Annotated in this window: 16 protein-coding genes; 10 read left to right on the top strand and 6 right to left on the bottom strand. The window is 73.0% G+C overall.

Features of this window, described 5'->3' with window-relative positions; all coding sequences use genetic code 11:
- The first annotated feature begins 16 nt into the window (after positions 1-16).
- Entirely contained in the window at positions 17-655 is a 639-nt protein-coding gene (locus tag ACZ5ID_RS14600) for a DUF2567 domain-containing protein (protein WP_468897341.1), read from the top strand.
- Between the two features lie 244 nt (positions 656-899).
- Here ACZ5ID_RS14600 and ACZ5ID_RS14595 read toward each other — a convergent pair whose 3' ends face one another.
- The 5 genes from ACZ5ID_RS14595 to ACZ5ID_RS14575 all read right to left on the bottom strand — a co-directional run bounded on the left by ACZ5ID_RS14595 (position 900) and on the right by ACZ5ID_RS14575 (position 5,168).
- Positions 900-974: a hypothetical protein gene (locus tag ACZ5ID_RS14595; RefSeq protein ID WP_468897499.1), complete on the bottom strand. Its 75-nt coding sequence runs from the start codon at positions 972-974 to the stop codon at positions 900-902.
- A 57-nt stretch (positions 975-1,031) separates the two neighbouring features.
- On the bottom strand, positions 1,032-1,523 hold the full coding sequence (gene ybaK / locus ACZ5ID_RS14590; protein WP_468897339.1) for a Cys-tRNA(Pro) deacylase: 492 nt from the start codon (positions 1,521-1,523) through the stop codon (positions 1,032-1,034).
- A 16-nt stretch (positions 1,524-1,539) separates the two neighbouring features.
- Positions 1,540-2,304, bottom strand: coding sequence for an LON peptidase substrate-binding domain-containing protein (locus ACZ5ID_RS14585; protein ID WP_468897337.1), 765 nt, complete (start codon positions 2,302-2,304; stop codon positions 1,540-1,542).
- A 5-nt stretch (positions 2,305-2,309) separates the two neighbouring features.
- Positions 2,310-3,470: a hypothetical protein gene (locus ACZ5ID_RS14580; RefSeq protein ID WP_468897336.1), complete on the bottom strand. Its 1,161-nt coding sequence runs from the start codon at positions 3,468-3,470 to the stop codon at positions 2,310-2,312.
- Between the two features lie 96 nt (positions 3,471-3,566).
- A complete protein-coding gene (locus tag ACZ5ID_RS14575) occupies positions 3,567-5,168 on the bottom strand; it encodes an oxidoreductase (RefSeq protein ID WP_468897334.1) in 1,602 nt (533 codons plus the stop codon).
- 170 nt (positions 5,169-5,338) lie between these two features.
- Between ACZ5ID_RS14575 and hisD the strand changes: the two genes are divergently transcribed.
- From hisD to hisF, 8 genes are read left to right on the top strand one after another with little or no spacing between them, the layout of a single operon-like run.
- On the top strand, positions 5,339-6,697 hold the full coding sequence (gene hisD / locus ACZ5ID_RS14570; protein WP_468897332.1) for a histidinol dehydrogenase: 1,359 nt from the start codon (positions 5,339-5,341) through the stop codon (positions 6,695-6,697).
- Positions 6,694-7,809, top strand: a complete 1,116-nt coding sequence (locus tag ACZ5ID_RS14565; protein WP_468897331.1) for a histidinol-phosphate transaminase — start codon at positions 6,694-6,696, stop codon at positions 7,807-7,809. The genes hisD and ACZ5ID_RS14565 overlap by 4 nt, the downstream gene beginning before the upstream one ends.
- Positions 7,806-8,399 carry an imidazoleglycerol-phosphate dehydratase HisB gene (gene hisB, locus ACZ5ID_RS14560; protein ID WP_358834507.1) on the top strand — a complete coding sequence of 198 codons (594 nt, stop codon included), beginning with the start codon at positions 7,806-7,808 and terminating at the stop codon, positions 8,397-8,399. Before ACZ5ID_RS14565 ends, hisB begins: the two co-directional genes overlap by 4 nt.
- On the top strand, positions 8,396-8,560 hold the full coding sequence (locus ACZ5ID_RS14555; protein ID WP_358834508.1) for a hypothetical protein: 165 nt from the start codon (positions 8,396-8,398) through the stop codon (positions 8,558-8,560). Before hisB ends, ACZ5ID_RS14555 begins: the two co-directional genes overlap by 4 nt.
- Positions 8,557-9,207, top strand: coding sequence for an imidazole glycerol phosphate synthase subunit HisH (gene hisH, locus ACZ5ID_RS14550; RefSeq protein ID WP_468897328.1), 651 nt, complete (start codon positions 8,557-8,559; stop codon positions 9,205-9,207). The genes ACZ5ID_RS14555 and hisH overlap by 4 nt, the downstream gene beginning before the upstream one ends.
- A gap of 29 nt (positions 9,208-9,236) precedes the next feature.
- A complete protein-coding gene (gene priA, locus ACZ5ID_RS14545; RefSeq protein WP_468897326.1) occupies positions 9,237-9,971 on the top strand; it encodes a bifunctional 1-(5-phosphoribosyl)-5-((5-phosphoribosylamino)methylideneamino)imidazole-4-carboxamide isomerase/phosphoribosylanthranilate isomerase PriA in 735 nt (244 codons plus the stop codon).
- On the top strand, positions 9,968-10,387 hold the full coding sequence (locus ACZ5ID_RS14540) for a RidA family protein (RefSeq protein WP_468897324.1): 420 nt from the start codon (positions 9,968-9,970) through the stop codon (positions 10,385-10,387). The genes priA and ACZ5ID_RS14540 overlap by 4 nt, the downstream gene beginning before the upstream one ends.
- Entirely contained in the window at positions 10,384-11,139 is a 756-nt protein-coding gene (gene hisF / locus ACZ5ID_RS14535; RefSeq protein WP_468897322.1) for an imidazole glycerol phosphate synthase subunit HisF, read from the top strand. Before ACZ5ID_RS14540 ends, hisF begins: the two co-directional genes overlap by 4 nt.
- 224 nt (positions 11,140-11,363) lie before the next feature.
- On the opposite strand, the gene ACZ5ID_RS14530 is transcribed toward hisF, so the two are convergent.
- Positions 11,364-11,996 (bottom strand): TIGR03085 family metal-binding protein, encoded by a 633-nt coding sequence (locus tag ACZ5ID_RS14530; protein ID WP_468897320.1) that lies wholly within the window; start codon positions 11,994-11,996, stop codon positions 11,364-11,366.
- An 83-nt stretch (positions 11,997-12,079) separates the two neighbouring features.
- Here ACZ5ID_RS14530 and hisI point away from each other — a divergent pair, with 83 nt between their 5' ends.
- Positions 12,080-12,436 carry a phosphoribosyl-AMP cyclohydrolase gene (gene hisI / locus ACZ5ID_RS14525; protein WP_358836572.1) on the top strand — a complete coding sequence of 119 codons (357 nt, stop codon included), beginning with the start codon at positions 12,080-12,082 and terminating at the stop codon, positions 12,434-12,436.

Below are 12,436 nucleotides of genomic sequence, written 5' to 3'. Positions count from 1 at the left end.
CTGGCACGATGGCGGGGTGACCGCACCTCTGACTCCGCCTCACCAGCCGCCGCCGGACGACGACGCCTGGCAGGACTCCGTACACCCCCGTTCCGGCCCGGGCGCCGAGGGCCCCGGGGCCCCGGCGAGCGAGGAGGGCACCGCGATGAGGACGGAGCTGCGGGACGCCGTGGTCGCGGCGGTCGCGGTGGCGGTCACGGGCGTACTGCTCGGGCTGCTCTGGGTCTGGCTGGCGCCCCGGGTGCCGCTCGTCTCCGACGACAAGGCGGTGTTCCTGAAGGACACCGAGGGCGAGGAGGCGATCGGGGCGGACGGAACGTTCATCCTGCTCGCGCTGGGGTTCGGCGTGGTGTGCGCGGCGCTCGTCTTCCTGCTGCGCAAGCGCGGCGGCATCCCGCTGGTGGTGGGGCTCGCGGCCGGCGCCCTGCTCGGCTCCTGGGTGGCCATGGAGCTGGGGGAGTGGCTCGGACCCACGGACGACGTGGTCGCGGCGGCGCGGGCGGCGGGCAAGGGGGTCGTCTTCGACGCGCCGCTCCGGCTGAACGCGAAGGGGGCGTTGTTGGCGTGGCCCCTGGCGGCGATGGGGGCGCATCTGGGGCTGACGGCGCTGTTCGCTCCGCGGGACCCGGAGGTTTGGCCCGCGCCGGAGCTGTGACCCTCCGGGGGTGGATGGGGCTTTCCGGGGGGCCGCCCCCAAACCCCTGGCGGGGGTTGGGCCCCCGCGCCCCCTGGTTCGTCTGCGACCCGGCGGGGGCTGGCCGTGCAGTTCCCCGCGCCCCCTGAAGGCCGGTGTTCTTCCGACGGTTGTGGTGGGTTGCTCGCGCAGTTCCCCGCGCCCCTGAAAGCCGGTGGCTGAGCTGGGTTCTCCGGGTGCGGGGACCACCCAAGGGGCGCAAAACCTATGCCGGGCGGCGTCCATGGTTCGACCGGCCCTTGCGTACGCGCCACTTCCGCTTGCGGGTTCGTTTCGACATGGGGGCAACCTGCTCGCCCCGCGGCGAAGTGTCCAGGGGGATTACCGGACATCCCCGTCAGGAACGGCCCACCGGCGCCAGTACCGCCCCCGTCAGCGACACCAGGTCGTCCGGGGACAGCTCGACCTCCAGCCCGCGCCTGCCCGCCGAGACGCAGATCGTGGCGTGCGCCGACGCCGACGCGTCCACGACCGTGCGCAGCCGGCGGCGCTGGCCGAGCGGCGAGATGCCGCCCCGGACGTAGCCCGTCGTGCGCTCGGCCGCCGCCGGGTCCGCCATCGCCGCCCGCTTGCCCCCGACCGCCGCCGCCAGCGCCTTGAGGTCCAGGGAGCCCGCCACCGGGACCACCGCCACGGTCAGCTCGCCGTCGACGTCCGCCACCAGCGTCTTGAAGACGCGGTCGGGGGAGACGCCCAGCGCCCGCGCCGCCTCCTCCCCGTACGACGCGGAGGACGGGTCGTGCTCGTACGCGTGCACGGTGAACGCGGCGCCCGCCGCCGTCAGCGCCACCGTCGCCGGGGTGCCCCCGGCCGCCTTCTTCCTGGCCAACCTGCCGGTCCTCGCGTCAGTTGGGGCTGGTGGGGGAGCGGGTCAGTTCCACCGCGGGGAGCGACGGGAGATGGCGGATCACCGCCGTCTCCGCGCGCAGCAGCGTCAGCTCCTCCCGCAGCCGTGTCGCCGTGTCCGGCGCCTGGAGCAGCCGCTGCTTCGCGGGGACGTCGAGCACCGCCGCCGCCGCGACCAGATAGGAGACCACCGAGGGCTCGTCGGGCAGCTCGGCCGAGCCGGTCACCGAGCGCTCCCGGGCCCCGGCCACCCGCTTCTGGTACGCCCGGAACGCCCGCAGCACGCCCTCCGCCAGCGCCCCGGCCTCCTCGCCCGGCTCCTCGGGCAGCTCTTCCAGCTCGGCCGTCAGATAGGGGCCGCTCGCGTCGACCGAGAGGAGCTTGACCCGGGTCGTACCGGTCGCCAGCACCTCGAAGCTGCCGTCCGCGCGCTCCCGGATCGTCGCCGCGTCCGCGATACATCCCACCTGGTGGAACGCCTGGATCGGGTCGGGGCCGAAGCCGGCCGCCGGACCCTTCTCCGGGACGGACGTCTGGTCGGGCATCCCGGGACCGGTCGGCGCGACCTCCCGGCCGTCGCGGATCGCGACCACGGCGAACCGTCGCGGCTCGTCGTCGTCCGGGGCGGCGCCGGAGTCCGGGCCGGACTTCAGCAGGTCGCGCATCATGGCGCGATAGCGCTCCTCGAAGACGTTCAGCGGCAGGACGAGGCCGGGGAACAGGACCGAGTTGAGCGGAAAGAGGGGGAGGCGAGCGGTGGTCACAACGCTCAAGCGTAATGGTCGCCGGACCGGCTGCGTCCGGGCTTGCCCAGCACGCCCGCACCCTGGGCCCGGGTGGCCCGGCCGGGCACGGGTGCGGGCGGCCGTCCCAGGGCGCCCAGGGGCGCGACCGCGATGCCCGCGGGACCCCTGTCGCGCCCCGGCTTCCGCGCGGCCACCCGTCGGCGGGCCTCGTCGCGCAGCTCGGTGAACCGGCCCAGCGGATCGTCGTCGAGCCGCGCCCAGGGGAACGCCGTGGCATAGGGCCCGATCCGGCCGAACTGCTCCAGGGCCTCCTCCCACCGCTCCCGTACGACCAGGACGTACGCCAGCAGATTGCGCACCTCGGCGGGCCACGGGTCGCCCGGCTCGTACGCGGCGGAGAGCGCGATGGCGAGGTCGGCCGCCGCGTCGATCCGGTCGCCGAAGAGCTCGCGCGGGCTCTGGCGGCCGGTAGGCGCCCCGGCGGTCCCGGCGGCGAGGCAGGCGAACGCGGCCCGCACCGGCAGCGCCTGCACCAGCGAGCCGGGCAGCGCGTCCGCGGCGGCCTCCTCGGCGAAGCCGAAACACTCCCGGTGCGAGCCGTACCACTGCGCCGAGAGGTACTGGAGGGCCGCGACGTGGCAGCCGTAGTGGTGCGAGGAGCGGCCGACCGCCTCCGCCCACAGCGACTCGAAGACGGTGTGCGGGGCGTGGGTGCCGCGCGCGTGGTCCAGCGCGATGCGCCACGGCACCGGATCCGCGGGCTCGGCCGAGGCCGCCGCGTCGATCAGCGGGGCGATCTCACGCAGCAGCTCGGCCCGGGCCGGCGAACCCCACGCCCGTACGATCGCCAGCTCCGCCTTGACCAGCAGCGCGTCCGGGTCCCGGGGCGCGGCGGCCAGCCAGTCGGCGAGCCAGTCCGGGCGGCTGACCGCGAAGGCGGCCAGCCGCATGGTGTAGCGGTCGCGGTTCTCCCACTCGGCCGACTCCCGGGTGGTGGCCAGGAGCTCGGCCGCGCCCGCGAAGTCGCCCCCGGCGGCGGACACCAGCGCGGGGCCGAGCCGCCCGTCCGGCGCGTCGAGGAGCAGATCCTCGTCGGCCGGGAGGTCGGCGGCGGGCTGCGGGGTGTGCCTGCCCGCACGGGCGGCACGGAGCAGGGCGCGTACGAATGACATGGTGCGAACCATTCAAAACCGCAGGTGGGAGCTCCGCCAGTGGTGTGCGGTGAAGAGTGTGTGGCGGCCGTGACGGTTGTACGGGGACAGGTCAAGGACCGGCAAATTTCAGCCACGCCGCAGCAGCCGCGAGGCGCCCGCCGCCACGGTCGTGGCCAGGATCCAGCCGAGCACGATGAGTACCGCGGAGACCCACTGCCAGCTGCCGTGCAGCTTCCAGTAGCCGTCCTGCCCCAGATTGATCACCGGGATGAGGAGATCGAGGGCGTACAGGGAGGCGTTCCAGTCCGGGTGCTCGTCCGGCTTGATCGGCTGCGGGTCGTAGTGCGAGAACGCCAGCGCGCCCATCGCCCACAGCACCGCCATCCACAGCGCCGCCCGGCCGGGCCGGTAGCCGTAGGCGACCGTGACGTCCTGGAGCACGCCCCACGCCTTCCCCGCCAGCGGCAGGGTCTCGCGGCGCCGGCGCTGCTTGGCGAGCAGCACCTCGCGCGCGTCCGCGTCCTCCCCGCTGCTCCGCAGCACGGTGGCGAGCCGCTCGTACGGCTCCGGCGCGTACTCCGGAGTCGCCGCCGCCACCCACTCCAGCCGTCTGGTCAGCGGGAACAGCCCGCGCGGGATCAGGTTCTCGTAGCTGAACCCGCCCATCGCGAGCCCGCCCGGCCCGGGCCAGCTCGTCGACATGTCGACGAGGTTCACCACCCGGGCGCCCGAGAGCACCACCCGCCCGCGCTCCGGCCGCTCCCCGAGGAAGCGCAGTTCCGGTGTCTGCACCCGGCGCAGCGACACCTCCTGGTAGTCGCGCATCACGAAGCGCGCGCTCTGGAAGTCGACGGCGTCCCCGAACCGGCCGTCGTCCAGGCGCAGCCCGCCCTCGCAGACGAACGGCTGGACCCGGGTGCCCCGGGCCGGGGTGCCCGAGTAGGTCGTCCCGTACGGCGGTGTGGTGGTCTCGGTGAGGCCGGGCGAGACGGCCGCCGCCGTCATGTAGAGCGTGCGCTCCACGGTCAGCTGCGGCGCGTTCAGCGCGCGCCGCCCCTCGGGGTTCACCAGCCGGCTGCCGCGCAGGCTCAGCGTCACGCCCACGTTCGCCGCCCGCAGGCTCACCTCCCCGTAACTCTCGATCAGCTCGGCCTGGAGGTCCTGGGCGACCGAGAGCCCGTCCGCCGCGATCGAGCGGCCGTTGCGGTCGGCACGGATCACGGCCTCGTTGAGCAGCAGATCGGTGCCGATGTGGGCGTCGGTCAGCCGGATGCCGCGGGCGATGCGGCAGCGTGGCAGATGCAGATCGCCCTCGGTCTGGAGGCGGGCCGCCTCGATCCGCGGGATCGCGCAGTTCACCATCCGCACGGTGGTGACCCGGCACTCCGGCATCAGCACCTCGCCCTCGAACCGGCAGTTGGTCAGCTCCACGTACGGCGTGACCGTGCCGCCCGACAGATTGAGCGTCCCGGTGATCTGCACCCCGTTCAGCTTCAGCGCCGCGACCCGGCCCGGCAGCGCCGGCGGCCCGCTGAGCAGCAGCAACGCCACCGCCCTGGCCTTCACATAGCGCTCGGGCCCCCAGACGCGCCCGGAGAACGGGTCGTCCCGCACCCGGTTGCGGCTGCTCAGGTCGTAGGTGCTGCCGTTGCGGAAGGCCTCCCACATCCCGAGCTCCACCGGACTGAACCAGTCCGGCGCCACAGCGACATCCGGCGCCTCGGTCACTGCCGTCCCCCTGTCCCCTGCTCACCCCGCGCGGTCGTGTGCGGGCTGTACACGCGTGTGTAACGGAGTGAACGCTAGTGGTCACGGCCCGGCTCCGGGGCGGGCGGGATATGTATCAGCCAGTGATACGGGCGTCCGGTGGCGGGATGTGGTCTGAGAGAATTGGTTCCGTGATCTCTCGAATCGATCTGCGCGGCAACGCCCTCCCCGAGGGTGGCGCCCTGCGCGACCTGCTGCCCCGTGCCGAGTTCGACGTGGAAGCCGCCCTGGTGAAGGTGCGGCCCATCTGCGAGGACGTGCATCATCGCGGCACGGCGGCGCTGATCGAGTACGCGGAGAAGTTCGACGGCGTGACCCTGGAGCGGATCCGGGTCCCCGCCGAGGCGCTCACCGAGGCCCTGCAGCAGCTCGACCCGCAGGTCAGGGCGGCCCTTGAGGAGTCCATCCGGCGCGCCAGGATCGTGCACCGCGCCCAGCGCCGCACCGAGCACACCACCCAGGTCGTCCCCGGCGGCACGGTCACCGAGAAGTGGGTGCCGGTGGAGCGCGTGGGCCTGTACGCGCCCGGCGGCCGGTCGGTGTACCCGTCCTCCGTGGTCATGAACGTGGTCCCGGCCCAGGAGGCGGGCGTCGAGTCGATCGCGCTGGCCTCCCCGCCGCAGAAGGACTTCGGCGGCCTGCCGCACCCGACGATCCTCGCCGCGTGCGCGCTGCTCGGCGTGGACGAGGTGTACGCGGCGGGCGGCGCCCAGGCCGTCGCCATGTTCGCGTACGGGACCTCCGGACCCGACGCGTGTGCGCCCGCGAACATGGTGACCGGCCCGGGCAACATCTGGGTCGCCGCCGCCAAGCGCTACTTCACCGGCCGCATCGGCATCGACACCGAGGCCGGGCCGACCGAGATCGCCGTCCTCGCGGACGAGACCGCCGACCCGGCGCACGTCGCCGCCGACCTGATCAGCCAGGCCGAGCACGACCCGATGGCCGCCGCCGTCCTGGTCACCGACTCCCTGGCGCTCGCGGAGGCGGTCGAGCGCGAGGTGGAGTCGCAGATCGCGGTCACCAAGCACGTCGAGGACCGGATCAGGCCCGCCCTGGCCGGCAAGCAGTCCGCGATCGTGCTGGTCGACGGTCTGGAGGAGGGGCTGAAGGTGGTCGACGCGTACGGCGCCGAGCACCTGGAGATCCAGACCGCCGACGCCGCCGCCGTGGCCGGCCGGGTCCGCAACGCGGGCGCGGTCTTCGTCGGCCCCTGGTCCCCGGTCTCCCTCGGCGACTACTGCGCGGGCTCCAACCACGTGCTCCCCACCGGCGGCTGCGCCTGCCACTCCTCGGGCCTGTCGGTGCAGTCCTTCCTCAAGGGCATCCACATCGTCGACTACACCCGGGACGCCCTGGCCGAGGTCACCCACCACGTGGTCACCCTCGCCGAGGCCGAGGACCTGCCCGCGCACGGGGCCGCGCTCAAGGCGCGTTTCGCCGAAGGCGAACTCGACGGGCACAGTGGATGGAAGGTGCCGGGACAGTGACCGACCACCTCACCCTGGACGACCTGCCCGTACGCGAGGAGCTGCGCGGCAAGTCCCCCTACGGCGCGCCCCAGCTGGACGTTCCGGTCCAGCTCAACACCAACGAGAACCCGTACCCGCTGCCCGAGCCGCTGGTCGAGCGGATCGCGGAGCGGGTCGCCGAGGCGGCGCGCGGCCTCAACCGCTACCCCGACCGGGACGCGGTCGAGCTGCGCACCGAGCTCGCCCGCTACCTCACGCGGACCGCCGGGCACCCGGTCACCACCGAGAACGTCTGGGCGGCCAACGGCTCCAACGAGGTCATCCAGCAACTGCTGCAGACCTTCGGCGGCCCCGGCCGCACCGCCATCGGCTTCGAGCCCTCGTACTCGATGCACGGCCTCATCGCGCGCGGCACCGGCACCGGCTGGATCTCCGGGCCGCGCAACGAGGACTTCACCATCGACGTGGCGGCGGCGCGCGAGGCGATCGCCGAGCACCGGCCGGACGTCGTCTTCATCACCTCGCCCAACAACCCCACCGGCACGGCCGTCGAGGCCGAGACGGTGTTGGCGCTGTACGAGGCCGCGCAGGCCGCCAAGCCCTCGCTGGTCGTCGTCGACGAGGCGTACGTCGAGTTCAGCCACCGCGCCTCGCTGCTGCCGCTGATCGAGGACCGCCCGCATCTGGTCGTCTCGCGGACCATGTCCAAGGCCTTCGGCGCGGCCGGGCTGCGCCTCGGCTATCTCGCGGCCCACCCGGCGGTGGTCGACGCGGTCCAGCTCGTCCGCCTGCCCTACCACCTCTCCGCCGTCACCCAGGCGACCGCGCTCGCGGCCCTGGAGCACACCGACACGCTGCTCGGCTATGTCGAGCAGCTCAAGGCGGAGCGGGACCGGCTGGTCACCGAGCTGCGCGCGGCGGGGTACGAGGTGACCGACTCGGACGCCAACTTCGTCCAGTTCGGCCGCTTCGAGGACTCCCACACCGCCTGGCGGCGCATCCTCGACCAGGGCGTCCTGGTCCGTGACAACGGGGTGCCCGGGTGGCTGCGCGTCACCGCCGGCACCCCGGCCGAGAACGACGCGTTCCTGGACGCGGTCCGTCAACTCAAGAAGGAGCAGAGCGCATGAGCCGCGTCGGCCGTGTCGAACGCACCACCAAGGAGACGTCCGTCCTCGTCGAGATCGACCTCGACGGGACCGGAAAGGTCGATGTGTCGACCGGGGTCGGCTTCTACGACCACATGCTCGACCAGCTCGGCCGCCACGGCCTCTTCGACCTCACGGTCAAGACCGACGGCGACCTGCACATCGACTCGCACCACACCATCGAGGACACCGCCCTCGCGCTCGGCGCCGCCTTCCGGCAGGCGCTCGGCGACAAGGTCGGCATCTACCGCTTCGGCAACTGCACGGTCCCCCTCGACGAGTCCCTCGCCCAGGTCACCGTGGACCTCTCCGGCCGCCCGTACCTGGTGCACACCGAGCCGGAGAACATGGCGCCGATGATCGGCGAGTACGACACCACGATGACCCGGCACATCCTGGAGTCCTTCGTGGCGCAGGCGCAGATCGCCCTGCACGTCCACGTCCCGTACGGGCGCAACGCGCACCACATCGTGGAGTGCCAGTTCAAGGCGCTGGCACGGGCGCTGCGCTACGCATCCGAGCACGACCCGCGTGCCGCGGGCATCCTTCCTTCGACCAAGGGCGCGCTGTGAACGGCCTCAACTCCATCCTGATCGTCCTCGGACTCTTCCTCGCGGGCGGCGTCTACTCCTTCGTCAAGCAGGACATGTCCAAGAGCCTGATCACGCTGCTCGCGATCAGCTCCGCCCTGTGCCTGGCCGCGGGCGTCCTGCGCCTGGAGGTGTGGAATTGAGCACCGCCACTCCCGTCAAGAAGGTCGTCGTCTTCGACTACGGCTTCGGCAACGTGCGCTCCGCCGAGCGCGCCCTCGCCCACGTCGGCGCGGACGTCGAGATCACCCGTGACTACGACCGGGCCATGAACGCCGACGGGCTGCTCGTCCCGGGCGTCGGCGCGTTCTCGGCCTGTATGCGGGGGCTGCGCGAGGCGCGCGGTGACTGGCTGGTGGGCCGGCGCCTGTCCGGCGGGCGGCCGGTGATGGGCATCTGCGTCGGCATGCAGATCCTCTTCACCGGGGGCATCGAGCACGGCGTGGAGACCGAGGGCCTGGACGAGTGGCCCGGCACCGTCGAGCCGCTCAGGGCGCCGATCGTCCCGCACATGGGCTGGAACACGGTGAAGGCCCCCGAGGACAGCGAGCTCTTCGCGGGCCTGGACGCCGACGCCCGGTTCTACTTCGTGCACTCGTACGCGGTGCACGACTGGAGCCTGGAGGTCACCAACCCCAAGATCCGCGCGCCCAGGGTCACCTGGGCCACCCACGGCGAGCCGTTCGTGGCCGCGGTGGAGAACGGCGCGCTGTGGGCGACCCAGTTCCACCCCGAGAAGTCCGGCGACGCCGGCGCGCAGCTGCTGTCCAACTGGATCGGAACCCTGTGATGTCCGCGACCCCCTCCGTGAAGCCTTCCGTGAAGCCTTCCGCGAAGCTCGAACTCCTCCCCGCCGTCGACGTCCGCGACGGGCAGGCCGTCCGTCTCGTGCACGGCGAGTCCGGCTCGGAGACCTCCTACGGCTCCCCGCTCCAGGCGGCGCTCGCCTGGCAGGCCTCCGGCGCCGAGTGGCTGCACCTGGTGGACCTCGACGCGGCCTTCGGCACCGGCGACAACCGCGCCCTGATCGCCGAGGTCGCGGGCGCTATGGACATCAAGGTGGAGCTCTCCGGCGGCATCCGCGACGACGCCTCCCTGGAGGCCGCGCTCGCCACCGGCTGCCGCCGCGTCAACCTGGGCACGGCCGCCCTGGAGACCCCCGAGTGGGTCGCCAAGGTCATCGCGGAGTACGGCGACCGGATCGCGGTCGGTCTGGACGTACGGGGCACGACCCTGCGCGGCCGTGGCTGGACCCGCGACGGCGGCGACCTCTACGAGACGCTGGCCCGTCTGGACTCCGAGGGCTGCGCGCGGTACGTGGTGACCGACATCGCCAGGGACGGCACGCTCACCGGCCCCAACCTGGAGCTGCTGCGCGATGTCTGCGCGGCCACCGACAAGCCGGTGGTGGCCTCCGGCGGCGTCTCCAGCCTCGACGACCTGCGGGCGATCGCGGGGCTCGTGGGGCAGGGTGTGGAGGGCGCCATCGTGGGCAAGGCCCTGTACGCGAAGGCGTTCACCCTCGAAGAGGCCCTGGAGGCTGTGTCCCGATGAGCGATGTGCGGCGTGTGCAGAGTGACAGTCCCTGGGAGGACACGATCGGTTTCGCGCGCGCCGTCGCCGCGGGCGACCATGTGCACGTCGCCGGCACCACGCCGTTCCGGGGCACGGTGCTGTACGGCGAGGGCGACCCGTACGAGCAGGCGAAGGTGGCCTTCTCGAACGCCCTCGCCGCGCTCGCGGAGTTCGGGCTCGGGGCCGGGTCCGTGGTCCGCACCCGGATGTATCTGACGCACGCGCGGGACATCGACGAGGCGTCCAGGGCCCACAAGGAGCTCTTCGGCGCGACCCGCCCGGCGGCCACGCTGGTGATCGTGAGCGGGCTGGTCGATCCGCGCATGCTGGTGGAAGTGGAAGTGGACGCCTATCGAGGCGCCCTCGAAGGAGCCCCAGAAGGAGCCCCCGAATGACCCTCGCGGTCCGCGTCATCCCCTGTCTGGACGTCGACGGCGGGCGGGTGGTGAAGGGCGTCAACTTCCAGAACCTGCGGGACGCCGGTGACCCCGTGGAGATGGCCAAGCTGTACGACGCCGAGGGCGCGGACGAGCTGACGTTCCTGGACATCACGGCGTCCTCCGGCAACCGCGAGACCACGTACGACGTGGTGCGGCGCACCGCCGAGCAGGTCTTCATCCCGCTGACCGTGGGCGGCGGCGTCCGCTCGGCGCAGGACGTCGACAAGCTGCTGCGGGCCGGGGCGGACAAGGTGGGCGTCAACACGGCGGCGATCGAGCGGCCCGAGCTGATCCGCGAGATCGCGGAGCGCTTCGGGCGCCAGGTGCTCGTCCTGTCGGTGGACGCCCGCCGCACCCCCGCCGGCACCTTCGAGGTGACCACCCACGGCGGGCGCCGGGGGACGGGCATCGACGCGGTGGAGTGGGCGCACCGGGCCGCGGAGCTGGGGGCGGGGGAGATCCTGCTGAACTCGATGGACGCGGACGGGACGAAGGACGGGTACGACACCGACATGATCTCGGCGGTGCGCCGCCATGTGACGGTGCCGGTGATCGCGTCCGGCGGGGCGGGGCGGCTGGGTGACTTCGCGCCGGCGGTGGCGGCGGGGGCGGATGCGGTGCTGGCGGCGTCGGTGTTTCATTTCGGGGAGTTGCGGATCGGGGATGTGAAGGGGGCGTTGCGCGACGCGGGGCACCCGGTTCGTTAGCCCCTCCCCGCCCCTCCCCAAACCCCCCGGGGGTGGGTGGGGGCGAAGGTGATCTGCCGGGGGCTGCGCTGTGCCCCCGGACCCCCTTTCGCGGGGCCCGCGGCCCCCGCACCCCGCTCACGGGGCTGCGCCCCGGACCCTTTCGTCTGCGGACCGTGCTGGCTTGCCCGCGCAGTTCCCCGCGCCCCTGGGTACCCAGGGGCGCGGGGGGACATGGCCCCCGGCTACACCCCCAGCTTCGCCTCCAGGGCGCGCGCCGCCGCCGTCTTCTCCCCCTCGATCTCGACCCGCGCCGCCTCCTGGCGGCCCGACGCGAACAGGGCCAGTTCGCCCGGCTCGCCCGTCACCGTCACCACCGGCGTCCCCCGCCGCGCCACCGCCGTCTGGCCGTCGGGGCGGCGCAGGACCAGGCCCACGGGGGAGCGGCGGCCCATCAGGCGGGCCATCTTCTCCAGGCGGGACCAGAGCACGTCCGCGAAGACCGGGTCGACCGGGCGCGGGGTCCAGTCGGACTGGGCCCGGCGGACGTCCTCGCCGTGGACGTAGAACTCGATCGCGTTCGCCCCCTCGTCGACCTGCTTGAGGTTGTACGGGGAGTACTTCGGCGGGCCCGTACGGAAGAGCCGCACCAGCTCCTCGTACGGCTTCGCGGCGAACTCCGCCTGCACCCGGTCCAGCCGGGACTTCAGCGCACCGAGGATTATCCCGCCGGCCGCGTCGAGACGGCGCTCGCGGAGCACCAGATGGGCCGCGAGGTCGCGCGTCGTCCAGCCCTCGCAGAGGGTCGGGGCATCGGGGCCCGCCGCCTCCAACAGGTCGGCGAGCAGAAGTCGTTCACGCTTGGCATGGGTCGACATGGGGGCCAGCGTACGGCCCGTACCCCCGTCCGCCCAGTGGACGCACCGCCGCCCGAGCCCCCGCGCCACGGCACAATGGGGCCATGACCAGCACTCTCGACCCCGCCGTCGCCGCCCGCCTCAAGCGGACGGCCGATGGACTGGTCCCGGCCATCGCCCAGCAGTACGACACCGGCGAGGTGCTCATGCTCGGCTGGATGGACGACGAGGCCCTGCACCGCACCCTGACCACCGGCCGTTGCACCTACTGGTCGCGCAGCCGGAACGAGTACTGGGTGAAGGGGGACACTTCCGGTCATTTCCAGCACGTCAAATCCGTCGCGCTCGACTGCGACGGTGACACTCTCCTCGTCAAGGTCGATCAGGTCGGTGCCGCCTGCCACACCGGTGACCGGACATGCTTCGACGCCGACGTCCTGCTGCCCGCCCCCGCTCAGTAG

Source organism: Streptomyces sp. NPDC031670 (genome assembly GCF_055580545.1).
The sequence above is the reverse complement of the archived record's forward strand: the minus strand, read 5'-3'. Positions and strand labels throughout refer to the sequence as shown.

Coding starts and splice junctions, on each gene's coding strand:
- ACZ5ID_RS14580 (WP_468897336.1), bottom strand. CDS start 3,470: ATGGTTCGCACCATGTCATTCGTACGCGCCCTGCTCCGTGCCGCCCGT.
- hisB (WP_358834507.1), top strand. CDS start 7,806: ATGAGCCGCGTCGGCCGTGTCGAACGCACCACCAAGGAGACGTCCGTC.
- ACZ5ID_RS14540 (WP_468897324.1), top strand. CDS start 9,968: ATGAGCGATGTGCGGCGTGTGCAGAGTGACAGTCCCTGGGAGGACACG.
- hisF (WP_468897322.1), top strand. CDS start 10,384: ATGACCCTCGCGGTCCGCGTCATCCCCTGTCTGGACGTCGACGGCGGG.
- ACZ5ID_RS14530 (WP_468897320.1), bottom strand. CDS start 11,996: ATGTCGACCCATGCCAAGCGTGAACGACTTCTGCTCGCCGACCTGTTG.
- hisI (WP_358836572.1), top strand. CDS start 12,080: ATGACCAGCACTCTCGACCCCGCCGTCGCCGCCCGCCTCAAGCGGACG.